The organism is Bradyrhizobium sp. CIR48, from assembly GCF_014198315.1.
GTDB lineage: Bacteria > Pseudomonadota > Alphaproteobacteria > Rhizobiales > Xanthobacteraceae > Bradyrhizobium.
The window spans coordinates 60,356-78,616 of record NZ_JACIHG010000013.1; the positions used below are offsets into that span (position 1 = coordinate 60,356).

Sequence of the window (18,261 nt, forward strand, 5' to 3'; positions counted from 1 at the left end):
ATGGCGCCAACCACCATACTGAATACTCTGAATGGCCGAAACTATCAGATTAGGTAGCATGACCGCGCGAGATAAGGGTGAGGCGCGAACGCGACAATCCGCCAAAGCAAGCGCTAGATTGGAAATGCGGTATGACTGCTGCCGCTCTTTCAATCCGATTACGCAAAGCAGACGATCAGTCATGATTGCAAGAAGGCGGGGAGCGCTCGGCCGCGGACCTCTCGGCCGACCGAGGCGAAACTCCTGCACATAGAGTCCAACGTCGTTGTTGCGTTTCGTCTCGAAACGATTGCACCTGTTGCTGTCGCTTGAGCGATTGAACGGGTTGACCCGATGCTCTTGCACCGCGCCTCCAATGCGGACGCTCCCAAATTAATGCGGACGCGCCCAAGTTGCGGAGAGACAGAAGCTCACGATCCGATCCTTGAAAAGGCGCTGGGGGCGATCCAACTAAACAATCTCCAACGAACGGGCAAGCTACCAGAAACCTGAGCTCCGTTTATCTCAACAAGATTGGAGGTTGTTGATGGTTTTGTCATGCGAGGTTCATCGCGGTTGTTGATACCGGCCTTCAGCAAAGGGCGGGTCCAATGCGTTCCGGCATTCAAACCCTCGAGGTCGTGCAATGAAGCTCAATCGTAGACGCGTTCTAATGACAACAGCGGCTGGCGCATTGGTAGGAGCAGCCAGCCGCGCCTTTTCTCAACCTGCGGCGCCGATTAGACTGACGGTGCAATACGCCTGGCCTAAGAGCTATGATTCAGTCATGCAGAACATCGCGGCACAGTTTGCGGCTGTTCGCCCCGACGTGCATGTGGAGTTCATGGCACCGGCGACCGACTACGTCGATCTTCTGCAAAGAATACTGCGCGCTGCGATCACCGGCGGCATGCCCGACGTCGCTATTCACGGGATGAACAACGTCGATCGGCTGGCTGAGCGCAAGTTGATCACGCCGTTGAGGCCCTTGATTGCGACAGAAAAGAACTGGTCCGAGATGGGATATAGCCCATCAATTCTGAGCATGGGAGATGTCTGCGGCGATCCGTTTTGCATGCCTTTCACCATCGCGATTAAGAGCATTTACTACAATCTCGATTTGGTGAAGCGTGCCGGTGGCGATCCAGACAAGCTGCCGAACACATGGGGCGAGATCATCGAGCTGCAGCGCAAAATCCAAGGTTTGGGTGGCGGCGTCTTGGGATTGTATGCCGACTATTATTTTGACGACAATTTCACCTTCCAATCCCTGATCCAGACGCAGGGTGGGACTATAGCGACACCCGATGGTCGCGTGGCGTTCGGAGGCAAAGAGGGCTTGCAAGCGCTTCAATGGCTCCAGGGTTTTGGTCAGGCCGGAATGATCGACATGACCGTGAATCAGGCTTATGCGTCCTTTACGTCTGGTATGCTTGGAATCCTTGTTGCGTCGAGCTCTCGCATCACCCAGCTTACGAAGGACTCCGGTGGCCTCTTCCCGATGAAGGTCGTTGCGTTTCCTCGTTCCATCAACGGTACTGTTCCCGGCGGCGGCGGCGGCGTGATGATACACGCCAAGACGGGTGAGAAGCTGCAGGCGGCATGGGACTTCGCGAAATTCGCGACGGGGCCGGTCGGTTCGACGGAGGTGGTCGAGAAATCCGGTTATATCCCAGGCAACAGTGTTGCGATCAACGATCCGCGCTATCTTAAATCATTCTACGATCGGCACCCTCCGCAACGAGCGATGGTCGACCAAATGCCATTTCTCACCAAGTGGTATAATTGGCCGGGCGACCATTCGCTCAAGATCCTGACTGTGACGCGGGATTACATACAGCAAGTCGCGACGCTAAAGCAGACGCCGGAGGCAGTCTTGCCCAAAATGGTATCTGACCTTGAGGCTCTCCTTAAGGCCTAACGCTGCGGATCTTCCACACATTGAAACGCCATGCTTGCTGAGCGCGATCGGCATGCATGTCACACGCAAATCAGTCGAAATGGACCATTTATGAAGCGCGCGGAAAGACTTTCGACGCTCGCCCTGGCAACGCCCTCTGAGCTCGAGGAGACCTGGAGCAGCTTCGGTGAGGAGCCTTCCTTCCTATGGGTTACGAAGCCTGAATTCGCTGCCACCATGGTCCGTGGACGCATAGCGTCCGACGGCCCTCCATTCAACCTCGGGGAAGTCGGCATCACCCGCTGCGTCATTCAGCTCAAAGACCCCGCGACTGTTGGGGTTGGTTACGTCATAGGGCGCGCAAAGAGACGAGCGACGCTTGTCGCGCTGATGGACGCAATAACGCAGCAGGATGGACCGGCAGCCGAGACGCTGCGGCACGCCATCGGCGAACTTCCCGCGAAACGACAGTTGCGCCATCAGGAAAAAGAGAAAGAGCTCGCCGCGAGCAGAGTCGACTTTTCGATCGCATCAGCAGGTCTTAGTGAATGAGCCTTCCAGCACTTTCAACCGGATTATCGGATCCGATTCACCAGTCCCAAGCCGTGTTTCGTACGGTTCTCCAGTCAATGGCGAGACCGGGGATTCCGCGAGCTATGCAGGCGGACATCATCCCCCCGTCGCCATTTAGCGGGCCGGTCGCCGCATTGGCGTTAACCCTTTTCGACAGCAACGTAACTCTCTTACTTGGTCCAACTTACGATAATGCGGCCATACGATCTTATCTGCATCTCCATTCCGGCGTTCGCCTCGTCGGACATGCAGACCAGGCAGACTTTGCTGTAACCAATGGTACCGAGGAAATCGCATTTGGGGCCTTTAAGCCCATTGATCCCCGGACTCCCCATCTCAGCTCAACCGTCATCATACAAGTTGAATCCCTGACGGGGGGGCAGCCCGTGATTTTGCACGGACCTGGAGTCGAAGGGAATGTCGGGTTGTGTGCACAAGGTCTCCCACCCGAGTTTTGGGAAAAGTGGGATGCCAACGCTGCAGGATATCCGCGCGGCGTCGATGTCATTCTAGCTGACAATCGCTCAATCTGCGGTCTTCCTCGAACCACAAGGAGGGCCTGAGCAATGCCTTCGGCAATTAAAGGCGGCGAAAAGGCCATCGCGGCAACTCACAAGCTTCTTGTAAAACAACGCCGTGGTGACCCGCGCATTCCGGAGGTTCGGGTTGACTCTATCCGCGAGCAACTTGGATTCGCCGTGGACCGCGTCATGACCGAAGGGTCTCTCTATGCTCCCGACCTCGCCGCGTTGGCCGTGAAGCAAGCGCAGGGCGACTTGGTGGAGGCGGCCTATCTTCTGCGAGCCTACAGGGCGACTCTTCCCCGTGTGGGAGCTTGCGAGCCGCTAGATACCAGCAAGATGACCTTTCATCGGAAGCTGGCAACAACTTTCAAGAATGCGCCGGGCGGTAACATTCTCGGTGCCACCTACGATTGGACACATCGATTGCTCGACTTTTCGCTCATGGCTGAGGGAGAAGTCGAGGAGATCGGCGACGTCCAGGCACCGGACGACCCAGAACCGGAGGAGGATGTTTCATCACCAATCTTCAACCGCTTTATGGAGGGCGTCGTACCCCCGATCGGCGACGAGATTGCCGACTTAACCCAAAAGCCGATTGGCTTCCCAGCTACTCGTGACCTTCGACTGCAAGCTCTTGCTAGGGGCGACGAAGGTTTCGCAACAGGTGTGGCATATTCAAGCATTCGCGGCTTCGGAAGAAGTCATGCCTTCCTGAGTGATCTCAGGATTGGCGATGTCACCGTCTTTCTGGAGATTCCGGAGATCGGAGAAACGGTCGCGATCGGTGAAATCGTCGTCACTGAGTCTACACTGGTAACCAAGCGCGTCGGTTCGGGGACGCCAGAAGATCCTCCACGCTTCATCAAGGGGTATGGGCTCACGTTCGGCAAAAACGAGCGGAAGGCGATAGCGATGTGCATCCTGGATCTTACCACGCGCATACGCGAGCTTGGTGATGAACCTCGTTATCCTGCGCAGGATGAGGAGTTCGTGCTTCTTCATCTCGACAGCGTTGATGCGTCGGGACTGGTTCAACACTTCAAGCTACCGCACTGGGTGGATTTCCAAGCGGATTCGCTCTCGATCGCCGAACTTCGCGAGGGAATGGCGATACTCGAAAACGTGAACGAAGGCGATAGATGAAATGATCCCCGAAGTAGATGACGACTACACTTCCGATTACAATTTTGGCTACTTGGACGAGCGTTCCAAGCGGGAGATCCGCCGGGCGCTGATTAAGGCCGTGGCCCTGCCGGGCTATCAGGTGCCATTCTCAAGCAAGGAAATGCCTCTACCCCCAAGTTGGGGAACCGGGGGTATTCAAGTCACCGCGACGTTGCTTGGGCGTCAAGACCGCCTCAAGGTCATCGACCAAGGAGCGGACGATGCCACGAATGCCACAAGCATCAGAAACTTCTTCATGAGCGTGACGGGCGTGGAGACGACCACCGATGCAAAAAACGCAACGGTCATTCAAACTCGCCATCGCCTGCCCGAGACGAAGCTGCAGGACAATCAAATCATCGTCCTGCAAGTTCCGACACCCGAGCCGTTGCGACGCATCAGTCCACGGGTGAACGAGACGGATACAATGCACGCGTTCGCGGACTACGGCCGGCTTTATGTGATTCTGTTCGAGGATCTGATGCGGCACGGAAGGATATCCATCGCGCACGATTATCCGATGCAGGTTCATGGGCGATATGTGACAGCGCCGTCGCCCGTTCCTCGGTTCGACAATCCGAAATTTCATCAGAGCCGGGCTCTCACACTCTTCGGCGCCGGACGCGAGCGAAAGGTTTATGCGATACCGCCCTTCACGGACGTCCGCAGCCTGGATTTCGAGGATCGCCCTTTCACGGTGCAGAAGTGGAACGCGAAATGCGCGCTGTGCGGTTCGGATCACAGCTATCTCGATGAACTCGTGACCAACGACGAAGGCGAGGTCAAATTCGTATGCTCTGACACGGACTATTGCGAGACCCGGCAGGTCGATCTGGCGGGAGAACAGCAGTGATCGTCGAACAACAACCGAGACCCGTTCTCGACGTGAGCAACGTATCCGTGCGATTCGGCAGCATACTGGCATGCAATGACATATCGCTTTCCGTTAGAGCTGGCGAAGTTCTTGGAATCGTCGGCGAAAGTGGTTCGGGTAAATCGACTCTTCTGCGTTGCATCGGCGGATTCAACCGCCCAGACGTCGGATCCGTGCGCGTGCGTTCAAAAAGCGGCAAGGCTGTCGACCTATGGAGGGCCGATGAAGTAGCACGCATGCAGTTGAGGCAGGCCGAGCTGGCGCTCGTGCACCAAAACCCGCGTGACGGACTGCTGATGCATATCTCGGCGGGCGGCAACATCGTCGAGCCGTTGATGGCTGGAGGAGAGCGCCGTTACGAGAAACTTCTCGCGGCGGCAGGCGATTGGCTTGCTCGTGTCGAGTTGCCAGCGGACCGGCTCAAATCGGTTCCTTCCGTATTTTCCGGCGGCATGCAGAAGAGGCTTCAGATTGCGCGTAGCCTCGTAACGCAACCGCGACTGCTGTTGATGGACGAGCCGACGGGGGGACTGGACGTTTCTGTTCAGGCGCGCCTCCTCGATCTTCTGCGTCAACTCGTGCGCGAGCTGAAGATCGCGGCAATCGTTGTTACGCACGATCTTGCCGTTGCAAGAGTGCTGGCACAGCGGCTCATAGTCATGAAAGGCGGCGACGTCGTCGAGACTGGACTGACAGATCAGATCCTGGAAGATCCCCAGCATCCCTACACCCAGCTTCTCGTCGGCGCAGCACTGAGGATTTGAAGACATGGCATTCCGACCGCGTGAAACAGTCATCCTGCGCGACGTTTCGAAGAGCTTCACACTTCATGAGCGCTCTATCGAGCGAAGTATCTTCGACCGTGTGTCGCTCTCAGCACGCCCAGGAGAGTGCCTCGGGCTTGCCGGTCGCTCTGGGACCGGGAAAAGTACGCTCATGAGGATGATCTACGGCACCTACAAGGCAAACTCCGGCGAAATCCTGGTTCGGACACCTGCCGGCTACGTGGACATGGTAACGGCCGACCCTTGGACCGTGCTGGGTCTGCGACGCACAGGTCTTGGTTACGTGAGCCAGTTCTTGAATGCGCTGCCGCGCATTTCTGCTCTTGAGGTCGTGACCGAGCCTCTGGTGGCGCTGGGGGTCGAACGCTCCGAGGCAGAAAGAAGCGCCTGCCACATGCTGGAACGGCTCGATATCGATCGATCGCTGTGGTCACTCTCGCCCTTAACGTTCTCCGGTGGAGAACAACAGCGCGTCAACATCGCGCGGGCATTCATCAGCCACTACGATGTGCTGCTCTTAGATGAGCCGACAGCATCCCTCGATCCAACCAATCGAGATCGTGTCATCGAAATCATTCGCCAAGCTCTTGAGAGAGGTTCCACTATCATCGGGATATTCCACGATCAGGTCACCGCCGATCAGATTTTAAGTAGGAGAATCCAGCTTTCAGAGTTTCAGGGGGAGCTTCATGCGCAAGATCATAACGCGCCGCGAGCTCTACAGCAGGTGCAACGAAGCGGGCGATCCTGATCTGAGCTTGTCGACTCCCGTCATCGGCGCTGTAGCTCACACTTTGCCGGAGTGGCCGAGGCAGTGACTGCAGGAGCAGATCGGCGTCCCTTTTAGGCGAGCAGAGGTGGCAGGCTTCAGGTGCATTCACAATGTTGCTCCAGTGCGGTCGGTACACCAACCGCGACGTTGCTCATAGGGTCACAACGTTAAGCTGAATATGACAACGCAATGAACGCCAATGAACACCAATGAACACAAAGGCTGAAGAGATGTCTACCAATACCACCTTGTCCAACGCTCGCATCGTAACTCGGGATCGCGAGATCCACGGATCCATCTCGGTATCCGACGGGGTGATTGCTGATGTCCGAGAAGCGGCATCCATCGATGGCATTGATTTCAAAGGTGATTACCTTTTGCCGGGCCTTATCGATATCCACACGGATCATTTCGAAAAGCATGCCACGCCTCGCAGCGGAGTTCTCTGGAATTTAACCTCGGCCTCGTGTACGCATGACGCGGCGATGATCGCTGCAGGTACGACAACCGTTTTCGACTCTCTCTTGGCGGGGGGCGCGGGTAACGCAGCACGCAGGGGGCTGCTTTTGCCCGCGGTGAAGGCCTTGGACGACGCTCGCGATCTGGGCCTATTGCGTGCAGACCATCTACTGCATCTTCGCTGCGACATCGTGGAGACTGAAAGCATCGTTTTCGCGGAAAAGTTGATCGACAATCCGAATCTCCGCTTTGTCACGATCATTGATGATCTCCCGGAGCGCGAAGATCCTGCCAGAGCAGCCGACGTCCATGAACGCCGCCGTGGATTGCCGAAGGGCTCGCTGTCCGTGCCGCTTCGGCCGACGGCAGATGAAGATTTCGATCAAGCGACTGCGCGCCGCGAGCGCATCACCACGCTTTGCAAGGCGCGGGGGATACAGGTCGCAAACCATGACGACACCAAGTTTGCGCATGCGGAGCAGGCTGCGGCTTCGGGTGCTAAGCTTAGCGAGTTCCCACTGACTTTGGAAGCAGCGGAGGCTGCTCATCGATTTGGTCAAAAAATCATATGCGGCGCGCCAAACCTCGTACGTGGAAGGTCGCATAACGGCAGCGTGGCGGTGTCCGAAGTCGTGAAAGCCGGCATGCTCGACATCCTCTGCTCGGACTACATCCCATCCAGCATTCTGCAGGCTATCTTCTTGCTTACATCTCCAGAGTTTGGATGGCCCTTGCCGAAGGCCGTCGCCTTGGCAACATGTGGGCCCGCGGAAACCTTCGGGCTCGACGACCGAGGTTCCATAGTCAAGGGGCTGCGTGCCGATCTTATCCGCGTTCGGATGGTTGATGGCCTGCCGGTCGTTCACACTGTTTGGCGCAATGGTGAGGTCGTTTTCACTCAAATGACAAGGACCAAGCTCTGAAGGCTTGAGAACTTGTTTGTTTCCTATCATACCAATGCTGGGGATCGTTCGAACATGAGCGGAATATCAACCGACCACGTCTGCAGATCGTTCGGCACGACCTCCGTTCTCCAGAACGTGTCTCTTCAGATCGCCGACGGGGAATTCTTGACGCTGTTGGGCCCCTCAGGCTGCGGTAAGTCGACGCTGCTCAGGATTCTGGCGGGGCTCGATGTGCAGACGAGCGGGTCTGTGGCAATCGGCGAGCGAGTCGTGGACGGGGTTCGGCCGAAGAATCGAGATGTGGCGATGGTGTTCCAGTCCTATGCGCTCTATCCGCATATGACGGTTGCCGAGAACATGGCTCTTCCGCTCAGGATGCGGCGATTATCATCATGGCAGCGGCTGCCGGTCGTTGGCCGGCTTTTGCCAGGTGCCAAGGCTGTTACAGGCACGATCGAGCAGGAAGTGAGGCGAACTGCTGATGCCTTGAGCATCGGTCATCTGCTCGATCGCAAACCGGGACAGTTGTCGGGCGGCCAGCGCCAGCGCGTCGCTGTGGGGCGTGCCATGGTGCGCCAGCCGGCCGTCTTCCTGATGGACGAGCCTCTGTCGAACCTTGATGCGAAGCTGCGCGTCCAGATGCGCGCCGAGATCAAGGAACTGCACAAGCGCCTCGGCGTCACCTTCGTGTACGTCACCCACGACCAGGCGGAGGCCATGACCATGTCGGACCGCGTTGCGGTGATGCTCGACGGCAAGCTGTTGCAGGTGGCGGCGCCGCAGGAGATCTATGCCGATCCTGATGAACGTCGCGTGGCGGAGTTCATCGGATCGCCCAAAATCAATATGCTGGAGGCGAAGCTGCGTGATGGCGCGCTCGCCGATGCGGCCGGCACCAGCTTTTCTGTTGGCACCGATCTCGCGCATAGCACGAGCCTGACGATCGGCATACGGCCGGAAGCCTTCCACGTCGTGGAGGGGCAGGGGCTGAACGTCCTGACCGGCGCTGTTCGGTTGGTCGAGCACATGGGCTCCGACCTCTATGTCCATTTTGACGTGCCGGGGACAGAGCATCCGGTTGTCGCCCGCCTGCTCGCCGAACGGGCGCCGAACATTATCTCAGGCCAGACCCTGCATCTCGGCGTCAAGCCGGATCGGCTGTTGCTGTTTGCCGCCGACGGCAAGCGACTGCGCCCGGACAACCGCCAGAACGGAAACGTGCTACGGATGAAGGAGCACGCCTGATGAACTTCGCGGCTTCCACGCTCGAAGATGAGCCCGGTTCGGCGGCCGCCTCGTCGACAGCCCGAAGGGCACTTAGCCGTCAGCGCATGGCCGAGACATTCGCCGCCTGGTCGCTGGCGGGCCCGGCGCTTGCACTGCTCGTCGTGCTGTTCTTCCTGCCGGTCCTCGCCGTCTTTGCCATCGCGCTCACCGACTGGCAGTTTGGCGCGAGCGCTCTCTCCTTCGTCGGGCTCTCCAACTTCAGGGAGGTCTTCGCCGATGAAGGCTTCCGCGCCTCGCTGGTCAACACCATCCTCTATGTCGCAATCGTGGTGCCCGGCACGATCGTGCTCGGCCTTGTAATCGCGCTTTTGATCGAAAGCGGCAAGTCTTGCCGAGCCTTCTATCGGGCCATCCACTTCTTGCCCTTCATGGCGACGCTGACCGCCATGGCGATCGCCTGGGAGGCGCTCTTGCATCCCACCATCGGCCTCGTCAACCAGACGCTTGCCGGCCTCGGTCTGCCGACCGCCAACTGGTTGCGTGATGAGGCGACCGTGCTGCCGGTGCTAGCCGTCATCGGCATCTGGCAGAACCTCGGCTATGCCATGGTGCTGTTCCTCGCCGGACTCAAGTCGATCCCCCAGGACCTCTACGATGCCGCCGACATCGATGGTGCGGATCTCTGGCTCGACCGGCTGCGCACCGTCACCCTGCCGATGTTGAGTCCCGTCACCATGTTCGTCTTCATCGTCGTGGCGCTCAAGGCCTTCGAGACCTTCGACACCGTGCGGATCCTCACGCAGGGCGGGCCGGGCCATGCCTCCGAGACGCTGCTCTACACGCTCTACCGCGAGAGCTTCGAGTACCTGCGCACCGGTTATGGCGCCTCTGTCGCCGTAATCTTCCTGTTCATCGTCGTGGTGCTGACGCTCGTCCAGGCGCGCGTGATGGACAAACGGGTTCACTACCAATGAGCATCCATCGCCTTTCGCCGCCATCGGCCGTGTTGCGTCACGCCGTCCTTTTGACCAGCGGCGCGTTGATCCTCATCCCCTTCGTGTGGATGGTCTCGCTGTCGATCAAGCCCCAGGGCGCAATCTTCCGCACCTCCTTCAACTTCTGGCCCGAGCAGTTCTACGGCATCGAGAACTACACCAGGGCGCTCACCGAAGCGCCGCTGCCGCAATACATGCTGAACGGCGTCATCGTCTGCGCCATGATCGTCATCCTGCAAGTGCTTGTCTGCGCGCCGGCGGCCTACGCGCTGGCCAAGCTCGACTTGCCGGGCAAGAACCTTTTGTTTGCCATGGTGCTGGTCGCGCTGATCTTGCCGCATGAAGTTCTGTCGCTGCCACTCTTTATCCTTGGCTACAAGCTCGGCATTCTCAACACCTATGCCGCGCTCGTCTTTCCCTTCATCGTCTCGCCCTTCGGCATCTTCCTGTTCCGCCAGTTCTTCAAGACGATCCCCGACGACATCGTGCATGCCGCGCGCCTCGATGGGCTGAGCGAACTTGCCATTGTCTGGAGGATCATGGTGCCGATGGCGCTGCCAGCCATCATTGCCTTCGGCATCTTCTCGGTCGTGTCGCACTGGAACAATTTGTTCTGGCCGCTGATTGCGGTGCGCGACCAATCTCTCATGCCGCCACCGCTCGGCATCTTGGCATTCAAGAACGAGGAGGCCGGCAACGATTACGGCCCCCTTATGGCTGCGTCCACCATCGTCGTTGCTCCCCTCATCATTGCATTCCTTTCCGCCCAGCGGTGGTTCGTCGAGGGGCTGACAGGAGGGGCGGTCAAATGAGGTCAGAACAGCAGGTCGAACACTCCGAACCGAGACAAACAGCCAATTTCCCGCGAGCCGAGGCGCATGAACCCCGCTATGCGATCTACTATACTCCGGTGCCAGAACACCCGTTGACGGTGGCGGCAAGGACGTGGCTCGGACGAGATGCTTTCTTCCCGGGGATATGCGCCGCCGATGTCGATGAGCCCGCTTTCATATCCAAGCCTCGACGATACGGATTCCATGCGACCATTAAGGCGCCATTTCGTCTCAAGGAGGGGGCGTCTGTCGAGACTCTAGAGCGCGCGCTACGCGGCTTTGCGGCAGCTATGACGGCGTGCCCCATCGGTCCTGTGCGGGTTGACCTGCTGGACGGATTCTTCGCTCTCGTTCCGGTCCAGCCTTTGCCGGCTCTGCGGGGTTTTGCCTCGCGCGTCGTGACGGAGTTCGATCAGTTCCGGGCGCCGATGGATTGGGATGATCTCAGGCGACGTATGAGCCATCGGTTTGACGAAACCGAGATGACGAATCTCATCACCTGGGGCTACCCTTATGTCTCCGACCGGTTCCGCTTCCATATGACCTTGACCAATCGCATACCGGAAGAACAGCGCGCAGGAATGCGGGCTCGTCTGGAAACGATTTTCCAGCCTTATCTGTCCGAGGATTACTATATCGATAACCTGTCTCTGTTCGTTCAGGAGCACAGCAACGCCGATTTCGTCGTCCGGTCGCAGTTCACGCTGAAGAGGGGGGTGTCTCTAAAACTGGCGGTGTGAAAGCCCATCGTCTTGTGTTTCCTCGGTCGCATTGCTCCGCCGATGCGCACAGGATCACGATTCGGCCTTTGAGAGACTCCAAAAGCATGATAGCAGGGTTCGGGCTGCACTTGGCAATCTCCCCAAAACAATACGCAAGAAAGAATTGCAACTCCAATCGGTCACTTAGCCGTTGTTCACGGACAAGTATCTCGTGCCAAAACTTCTCGGGGCAACTCTCTAACGTCTATACAATCACGGCTTTCGCTCCGAGCATCGTCAATCGTGCGCGACGCTTCGGAGCGCGGCGTGCAGCCCGCCGCTCCACAAAAACGCCGCCGCTTGCCTACGGTCCGCCGGTCCAGGCCCAGCTCGGCCATCGCTTCCTTGTTCAGACCACCCTCGGCGCATGTCTAGTACGATCCTGGCTCTCTCAGCCAGCGCCTGCGACGTCTCCCGCCACATCGTCCGCGACTTCAGTTCGGTGCGCTCATCATCGCTCCATGTCAGGGACAGGTCGCTGACCGCCAATAGAGATTTCATTGCTGTTTGCCTCCATCCTTGGCACTCCAAGTCGCGCAGCATTAGTCACGCGCCGGATCGTAACGGATAGTCAGCTCTATAAGGCGTGCAGCAAAGCGAGCCTCTGTGAATTGTACCGGTTTTCCAGCTTCATCCACACTCGCGTTAATCGTACGCAGGATGGGCCGAGAAACAGGTTGTCCAAGGAGCTTGGCATCGCGTTGGCTCGGTATCTTTGCGCTGATGGTGGTCCATACATGCGTAAAGTCGGCAACACCGAAGGCCACGAGTGCCTTAGTAACCGAGCCGGATTCCTGGATGCTCTTAGCAATCCCGTCAAATCGTGGGAGCGGGTAAAAATGCGATGTCACGGAAACGGGACGATCGTTGATGAACCTCAACGTTTCGACGCGCTGGACGATGATTCCCACCGGCACGCCAAGCCCTTGCGCGACGATTCGGTTGGCCCGCACACGCTTTGCTTCGATAACCTGCCGGATCGGCTTCAGTCCCATCCGCTCGGAGGTTTGACCGACCCGAGAGCGACGGGCGAGACGGTGTATGACCACTTGCTCTTGAACGAAGGTTCCGCGGCCTTGTTCGGCGCGGACGATACCCTTCTCTTGGAGACGGCTAATAGCACGCCGAATTGTTTGGCGATGCATACCGAAGCGGTCCGCCAGTGCCTCTTCGGCGGGAAGCCTTTGGCCCGGCTGGATCACGCCGCGGCCAATCTCTTCCTCCAATGCGAACTGCACCTGGCGCCAGAGTGGGAGGCCGGAGGACGACTGAGACATGTGAGATTTTGTTTCCGCGAACGATCTAAGCAATAACACTTAGGGCATACGACCCGAGTTTTTCGAAATTGTGACAACCGGCATGCCCCCACCGGGGGCTGTAACAACAGGACCCGGATTCAAGGCTAGCAATCACAATGTCGATCGGAGCCCACCGGCGTACAACTCCTTATGTTGTCGAATGAATCCAGTTTTTTGTCACGGAGTGTTAGCAGAACCCTGCGAAACGCTCCCCACCGTATGGTTCGCCCGGGCGGGCAAACATCGTCCGCTGAGCCAAGGGGGCTGCTTAGTTGAGAAAACGATCGTTCACCGCGAAAGGCACTGGCTAGAGCAGATGAAACAACGAGGCGATTTGATGAAACGCGTGTCTCCATCCGCTGACTGGCCCGACGCGTTAACAGGCCAGTATAAACGTCCAAAGTTTCTCCTCCTACGTGACATGCCAGCATGGAGCTGTATTTTGCGCAACTGTGCGGGCTTCAGTGCAGAAGAACTCGATCAGCTCCATAGCTTCCCAAGCATTGCCGGGCGACCGACGTGTCTTGCTAGGAGTACCTGCCGCCAATCGCCTCCACGCGCCATCACGGACGACATGCTCGATGTCGAGCGTCCGCTTTCCCGTGCCCGACGGATGCGCCGAACCGCGAGGCACCAGTATTCAGGCGCGTCAGCGCTGGACGCCAGCGCTCCGGGCTTGTCCAAGTGCTACGCCTTTCGAACGGTGGTTACCTCGACGGCAGTACCGCCTCTACTTAGAGCGGGTGTTTCATGCGAGCCGATCAAGATCCCGCATTGAGCTGGGCTACAACCGATGCGTCATCAACTCGCTCGCTCAGCGCCTCACGGTCCCTCATCGAGACCATTGTTGCGCCCCGATAGCTACACAATTAGAAATGATCTGCTCAGGGCAATGTCCCCTGAGGAATTCGACTCGCTGCGCCCTCATTTAGAATTCACTACCTTTGATCAGGGGCACCTTGTGCAGCAGATCGACGAGCCCATGGATTATATCCACTTTGTCGAGAGTGGTATCGTCTCACTAGTCGTCAGAAGCGCCATTGAGGCACCTGTCGAGATAAGTGCCGTGTTACCCTCGGGAATGATCGGCAGCGAGATTATGTTCGGCGCGGGCAAGGCGATCTATAGGGCCGTGGTCCAAGTCCCCGATACGCTGGTCGTGAGGATCAAACTTGAAGATCTGCGCCGAGCTCAACGGCAACACCCCAATATCGATCGCATCTTTCTGGAATTTGCGCGATTTCTGATGCGGGCTGCCGCACAAAACCTTTTCTGCCAAGCGAAGCATTCCCTTGAACAACGGCTAGCAAAATGGCTGGTGATCGCAAGCGGGCAATTTGATGATGGACTCATACCTGTCAAGCAAGATGACCTAGCCATGGCATTGGGCGTGCACCGCCCAAGTGTCAGCTGGGCGGTCGCTCGCCTTGCAAATCTAGGATTGGTGGAACGCAGACGAGCGGCAATCCAACTTTCCGATACTTCCAAGTTGTGTGCCCACGCTTGTCCCTGTGTTTCGATGATCAAACGGTTCGAGCTGCATCGAGGAGTAGGGACAACTCACAAACTAGGTCATGAGCGATTCCCGGAACGGACCGCTGACTGCGAGCAATTAAGCCTTGTTCTATAGATAAAAACCGAGTCCGGCCTTAAAAGGCGGTCTTGAAACGGGGCGCAGGCCGCGGCTTGCTGCGAGTGTTGAACCGACTACACGCAGCCAATAGGCGACGGCCGAATTACAGAATGCCCGGCCGAAACGATCCAAGCAGAGTGAATTCAGAGGCGGTGCGTCAAACGCTTCGCGTCGAAATCTAGGCGACGGGAGACTACGAGCTCCGTGGCTTCGCGGTCGCGGCCAATGCCCTCAAGCACTCAAGCAAGCGATCTTCAAAATGCAATCCGCAGCATCGGCTCAAGTGTGCGCTATCGGCGCCGCCTTTCCGAGTCAAAGAAGCGCCGTGCCAAATGCCTTGTGTGGGCCAAATACAACATAGTGGATCAGGCTGGATTGTACGTCAGAGATCGTACGCGGATATCGCGTGCGCTTTCTTCGACACTGAATGATGGTCTCTTCGCGACACAGGGATGCCCCCCAAAAGTCGTACGCCTCCAAGGCGGCTCTGACGAGAGTTGCTCGCGCTTTGAATGTCTTGAGCGCGAGCAACTCAAATACTCGCTCGGGGTAGCAACGCAATCTTCCTAAGGCGCGAGCCAGCAGATCGCGTGTCCTTGGGACACGCAAACGGAGAGTTAGGACAAATGACGACGATTAAGACCATTGCGCTCGGCACCCTGGCCAGCGTCACCACGCTGGCTGTAGCAAATGCAGCCGATCTTCCTGTCAAGGCAAAAGCCGTGGAATACGTGAAGGTTTGCGCCCTGTACGGCGCCGGGTTCTACTACATCCCAGGCACTGACACTTGCATTAAGCTGGGAGGCTTTGTGCGCGCCGAGGGCGCGTTGGCGACGAACGGTACCTACGGTGCCGCAGATAGTGGCATAGCTGGCGCGCGCAATCGCCTCAGCAACGGCTATACCGCTAGGTCTCGTTCAGACCTCAACATTGATACGCGCACTGCGACCGAGTATGGCATGGTCCGCACCTACGCCGAGGTGCTGTTCACCTGGACTTCTGGTGGCTACAACGGCGCTGGCGCTGGACTTACCGGTGGAGCAACCACTTACAACAACACCACGGCTCCTAATGGTGTACTTAACGTGAACTTCGCTTTCATCCAGTTCGCCGGATTCACGATGGGTAAGGCGATCTCGCAGTTCTCTGCACCGTGGACCAATTATCCGGCAAATAACTTCGACGGCTTGCCCGGCGGCGGTGGTGATTCCAGTGGCGTAAGTCAATTCACTTACACCGCTGACTTTGGCCAGGGCGTCACAGCTTCGTTCTCAGCTCAAGATCAGGTGCAGTATTACACGACCAATATCTGGAACGTGAGCGCAGCAACGGCCGCTGGTCTCGCCACCGGTGCCTATGGTGCAAACGACATCGGCGGTACGCGTTCACCGGATCTCATCGCGATGGTTCGCATTGATCAGGCGTGGGGTCTGTTCCAGGCTTCGGCTGCGGCGCATGACAACCACGCCGGTTACTTCGGCGCTGACGAAACGACCGGCTATCCGGGCGATAGGTGGGGCTGGGCAGCGCAACTGGCGTTGTCGATCAAGAACATTCCAACCGGTCCCGGCGACACCGTCAATATCACGGGAGTTTATACCAACGGTGCAAGTCGGTTCAACTTCCAGGAGAACATGTCGACGACCTACGCAATGTATGGCGGTACTGGCCGGCCGGGCGCTTATCAGAGCGTTGGTTTCGCTGGTGTATCCGACAGCGTGTTCGTGGCTGGCGCGGGCCAGGAGTTGACGACAACGTACGGCTTCCGCGGTGGTTACACCCACAATTGGGATCCATACTGGAACACGGCGATCTATGGCGCTTGGGCTGCCGTTCGGTATAACGGGACAGCGAAAGGCTATATCTGCGGCGCGGTCGTTGCGAACCTCGCGCTGTCGACCGGTGCTGCCGGCTGTAACCCCGACTTCAATTATGGGGTAGTTGGTTTGATCACGCGCTGGACGCCCGTCAAGAACCTGACGTTCTCTGCGGACCTTGCTTACACCATGCTTGACCAGAAATATGCGAGCGGGAGCACCGTGGCGTTGCCGCTGCAGTCGGGTGTCGCCAAGCCGGGCGCTACGTATGAGTTGAAGGACCAGAACGGCCTCACTTTGCTATTCCGTGCCCAGCGCAATTGGTGAGTCTCTGTCAAATTAGCGCAAGGTGAAAAGAACGCCTCTGTGCATTGAGTCTGACCTTCACGGAGGCCTCCGGCGTCCCCGCCGGGGCCTTCGCAACTGACAGACACGTTTCGACAGATGTGACATCCTCATCTGTTTGCGTAAGGGCGTCTACAGACTCGGCAACATTCCTCCGGCATCGTCGAGAGGAAGGGTACGAACCGTACGAACCTTTCTCTTCGATCGAAGCAGGAGAAGATGACCGCGCCCAATGGAGATCTCTTTCCCTCGACGACTTCTGGGATTGTCTAGGGTCGCGTCACGGAGTGTTCATCTAACTTGCCGATACCGCGATAACGGCGGCCGGTCATATCCGCGGCGCTACAAAGTCGTTCTCGAGAAAGGAAGAACGTATGTCGATGTGGTCTCCCCTGAGATTCGAACTCAACCGGCCGGTCGTGATTGGTCACCGCGGCCTGCCGGAAATCGCGCTTGAAAACACAAAGCGATCGTTCGAACTGGCTATTCAGACAAAATGCGATGCCGTTGAAGTCGACGTCCATGTTGCGTCTGATGGCCACGTTATATGTCTCCATGATGACGACTTGCTTCGAGTTGCAGGGCAGGATGCCCGAGCAAGCTCTCTTACCTTGAAGGAAGCGCGCGCGTTGTTTCCTGCACTGCTTGACTATGAGACCTTCCTTTCCATGACTGGCAGCATGCCGGTGATGATCGATACAAAGGAATGCAGCAAGGAAGAGTTTGAGGTCATAGCTGACGCAACCGAGCGTTCTGGCCCGCTCGACCGCTTCATGTTTAGTGTCATGAATTTCGAGCTCGCACATATAATCCGCGAGCGCTGGCCGCAGGTTGCGATCTCTGCCCATGCGCATAGAGGTCTTGACTTCGTACGTATGGCCGAAGAGATCGAAGCACGTTTCGTTCGGCTACTGCCGGAAGATTGTGTGCCGGGGCAGATCGCGCGCCTTCACGAGGAGGGCTACGCAACACTCGCAGTTGCCTCGCCCCTTTCCAGCACGCGAACCTCGACCAACCCTGACGCTCTCCAGACTCTAGCCGATCTTGGCATTCGCGCAATCATCACAGATCGCTGTGATTGGGCAATGGAGACGCTCACGAAGCGGACAGCCGCATAACTGGTCGCGCTCGCAAACTCGACGTCCTGGCTTCAAATTGATGGAGTGCTTCGACAATGCATGCCGCATTGGCTCAGACAAGTGTGAGCGTTGTCTATGATCCCATCACGCGGGGTTCATTTGTGGCGTCAATATCGCCCCACAGCAAAGCTGGTTCAATGTTATCCGGCATCAACTCTCTCGAGGTCGTAGGATGATCCTCAATCGTAGAATGTTTCTGATAACAACAGCGGCCGGCGCATTGGCAGGTACAGCAGGCAGTGCATTTTCTCGGGGCGCTGCGCCAATCAAGCTGAGGG

Annotated in this window: 16 protein-coding genes; 15 read left to right on the forward strand and 1 reads right to left on the reverse strand. The window is 57.6% G+C overall.

Translation table 11 applies throughout. The annotated features are described in order from the left end of the window. Positions 1–625: 625 nt before the first annotated feature. From GGD66_RS33245 to GGD66_RS33300, 12 genes are all read left to right on the forward strand, one after another. Positions 626–1,900 (forward strand): extracellular solute-binding protein, encoded by a 1,275-nt coding sequence (locus GGD66_RS33245; protein WP_183260780.1) that lies wholly within the window; start codon positions 626–628, stop codon positions 1,898–1,900. 90 nt (positions 1,901–1,990) lie between these two features. Next, positions 1,991–2,431 (forward strand): phosphonate C-P lyase system protein PhnG, encoded by a 441-nt coding sequence (phnG, locus tag GGD66_RS33250; RefSeq protein WP_183260783.1) that lies wholly within the window; start codon positions 1,991–1,993, stop codon positions 2,429–2,431. Continuing rightward, positions 2,428–3,015, forward strand: coding sequence for a phosphonate C-P lyase system protein PhnH (phnH, locus tag GGD66_RS42485; RefSeq protein WP_183260785.1), 588 nt, complete (start codon positions 2,428–2,430; stop codon positions 3,013–3,015). Before phnG ends, phnH begins: the two co-directional genes overlap by 4 nt. A 3-nt stretch (positions 3,016–3,018) precedes the next feature. Next, positions 3,019–4,119 carry a carbon-phosphorus lyase complex subunit PhnI gene (locus GGD66_RS33260; RefSeq protein ID WP_183260787.1) on the forward strand — a complete coding sequence of 367 codons (1,101 nt, stop codon included), beginning with the start codon at positions 3,019–3,021 and terminating at the stop codon, positions 4,117–4,119. Between the two features lies 1 nt (position 4,120). Beyond that, positions 4,121–4,993: an alpha-D-ribose 1-methylphosphonate 5-phosphate C-P-lyase PhnJ gene (locus GGD66_RS33265; RefSeq protein WP_183260789.1), complete on the forward strand. Its 873-nt coding sequence runs from the start codon at positions 4,121–4,123 to the stop codon at positions 4,991–4,993. Continuing rightward, positions 4,993–5,778 (forward strand): ATP-binding cassette domain-containing protein, encoded by a 786-nt coding sequence (locus tag GGD66_RS33270; RefSeq protein ID WP_312014215.1) that lies wholly within the window; start codon positions 4,993–4,995, stop codon positions 5,776–5,778. Before GGD66_RS33265 ends, GGD66_RS33270 begins: the two co-directional genes overlap by 1 nt. 4 nt (positions 5,779–5,782) lie before the next feature. Beyond that, positions 5,783–6,550 carry a phosphonate C-P lyase system protein PhnL gene (gene phnL / locus GGD66_RS33275; protein ID WP_183260793.1) on the forward strand — a complete coding sequence of 256 codons (768 nt, stop codon included), beginning with the start codon at positions 5,783–5,785 and terminating at the stop codon, positions 6,548–6,550. 230 nt (positions 6,551–6,780) lie between these two features. Then, on the forward strand, positions 6,781–7,953 hold the full coding sequence (locus GGD66_RS33280; RefSeq protein WP_183260795.1) for an alpha-D-ribose 1-methylphosphonate 5-triphosphate diphosphatase: 1,173 nt from the start codon (positions 6,781–6,783) through the stop codon (positions 7,951–7,953). Between the two features lie 54 nt (positions 7,954–8,007). Continuing rightward, positions 8,008–9,180, forward strand: coding sequence for an ABC transporter ATP-binding protein (locus GGD66_RS33285; protein ID WP_183261067.1), 1,173 nt, complete (start codon positions 8,008–8,010; stop codon positions 9,178–9,180). 86 nt (positions 9,181–9,266) lie between these two features. After that, entirely contained in the window at positions 9,267–10,136 is an 870-nt protein-coding gene (locus GGD66_RS33290; protein WP_183261069.1) for a carbohydrate ABC transporter permease, read from the forward strand. After that, positions 10,133–10,969: a carbohydrate ABC transporter permease gene (locus GGD66_RS33295; protein WP_183260797.1), complete on the forward strand. Its 837-nt coding sequence runs from the start codon at positions 10,133–10,135 to the stop codon at positions 10,967–10,969. Before GGD66_RS33290 ends, GGD66_RS33295 begins: the two co-directional genes overlap by 4 nt. Continuing rightward, a complete protein-coding gene (locus GGD66_RS33300; RefSeq protein WP_183260798.1) occupies positions 10,966–11,730 on the forward strand; it encodes a DUF1045 domain-containing protein in 765 nt (254 codons plus the stop codon). The genes GGD66_RS33295 and GGD66_RS33300 overlap by 4 nt, the downstream gene beginning before the upstream one ends. Before the next feature lie 563 nt (positions 11,731–12,293). On the opposite strand, the gene phnF is transcribed toward GGD66_RS33300, so the two are convergent. Further along, a complete protein-coding gene (phnF, locus tag GGD66_RS33305) occupies positions 12,294–13,028 on the reverse strand; it encodes a phosphonate metabolism transcriptional regulator PhnF (RefSeq protein ID WP_183260800.1) in 735 nt (244 codons plus the stop codon). Between the two features lie 868 nt (positions 13,029–13,896). Here phnF and GGD66_RS33310 point away from each other — a divergent pair. The 3 genes from GGD66_RS33310 (at position 13,897) to GGD66_RS33320 (ending at position 17,962) form a co-directional block, all read left to right on the forward strand. Beyond that, positions 13,897–14,679: a Crp/Fnr family transcriptional regulator gene (locus tag GGD66_RS33310; RefSeq protein ID WP_183260802.1), complete on the forward strand. Its 783-nt coding sequence runs from the start codon at positions 13,897–13,899 to the stop codon at positions 14,677–14,679. A gap of 629 nt (positions 14,680–15,308) precedes the next feature. After that, complete coding sequence (locus GGD66_RS33315; RefSeq protein ID WP_183260804.1) at positions 15,309–16,826, forward strand: porin; 1,518 nt, start codon at positions 15,309–15,311, stop codon at positions 16,824–16,826. Positions 16,827–17,218: 392 nt separating this feature from the next. Next, positions 17,219–17,962, forward strand: a complete 744-nt coding sequence (locus GGD66_RS33320; protein ID WP_183260806.1) for a glycerophosphodiester phosphodiesterase — start codon at positions 17,219–17,221, stop codon at positions 17,960–17,962. Positions 17,963–18,261 lie beyond the last annotated feature (299 nt).

What these genes read in the sequence shown, in the direction of transcription:
- phnG (WP_183260783.1), top strand. Translation starts at nt 1,991, where the DNA reads ATGAAGCGCGCGGAAAGACTTTCGACGCTCGCCCTGGCAACGCCCTCT.
- GGD66_RS33260 (WP_183260787.1), top strand. Translation starts at nt 3,019, where the DNA reads ATGCCTTCGGCAATTAAAGGCGGCGAAAAGGCCATCGCGGCAACTCAC.
- phnF (WP_183260800.1), bottom strand. Translation starts at nt 13,028, where the DNA reads ATGTCTCAGTCGTCCTCCGGCCTCCCACTCTGGCGCCAGGTGCAGTTC.
- phnH (WP_183260785.1), top strand. Translation starts at nt 2,428, where the DNA reads ATGAGCCTTCCAGCACTTTCAACCGGATTATCGGATCCGATTCACCAG.
- GGD66_RS33290 (WP_183261069.1), top strand. Translation starts at nt 9,267, where the DNA reads ATGGCCGAGACATTCGCCGCCTGGTCGCTGGCGGGCCCGGCGCTTGCA.
- GGD66_RS33320 (WP_183260806.1), top strand. Translation starts at nt 17,219, where the DNA reads ATGTCGATGTGGTCTCCCCTGAGATTCGAACTCAACCGGCCGGTCGTG.
- GGD66_RS33285 (WP_183261067.1), top strand. Translation starts at nt 8,008, where the DNA reads ATGAGCGGAATATCAACCGACCACGTCTGCAGATCGTTCGGCACGACC.
- GGD66_RS33295 (WP_183260797.1), top strand. Translation starts at nt 10,133, where the DNA reads ATGAGCATCCATCGCCTTTCGCCGCCATCGGCCGTGTTGCGTCACGCC.
- phnL (WP_183260793.1), top strand. Translation starts at nt 5,783, where the DNA reads ATGGCATTCCGACCGCGTGAAACAGTCATCCTGCGCGACGTTTCGAAG.
- GGD66_RS33245 (WP_183260780.1), top strand. Translation starts at nt 626, where the DNA reads ATGAAGCTCAATCGTAGACGCGTTCTAATGACAACAGCGGCTGGCGCA.
- GGD66_RS33280 (WP_183260795.1), top strand. Translation starts at nt 6,781, where the DNA reads ATGAACACAAAGGCTGAAGAGATGTCTACCAATACCACCTTGTCCAAC.
- GGD66_RS33265 (WP_183260789.1), top strand. Translation starts at nt 4,121, where the DNA reads ATGATCCCCGAAGTAGATGACGACTACACTTCCGATTACAATTTTGGC.
- GGD66_RS33315 (WP_183260804.1), top strand. Translation starts at nt 15,309, where the DNA reads ATGACGACGATTAAGACCATTGCGCTCGGCACCCTGGCCAGCGTCACC.
- GGD66_RS33300 (WP_183260798.1), top strand. Translation starts at nt 10,966, where the DNA reads ATGAGGTCAGAACAGCAGGTCGAACACTCCGAACCGAGACAAACAGCC.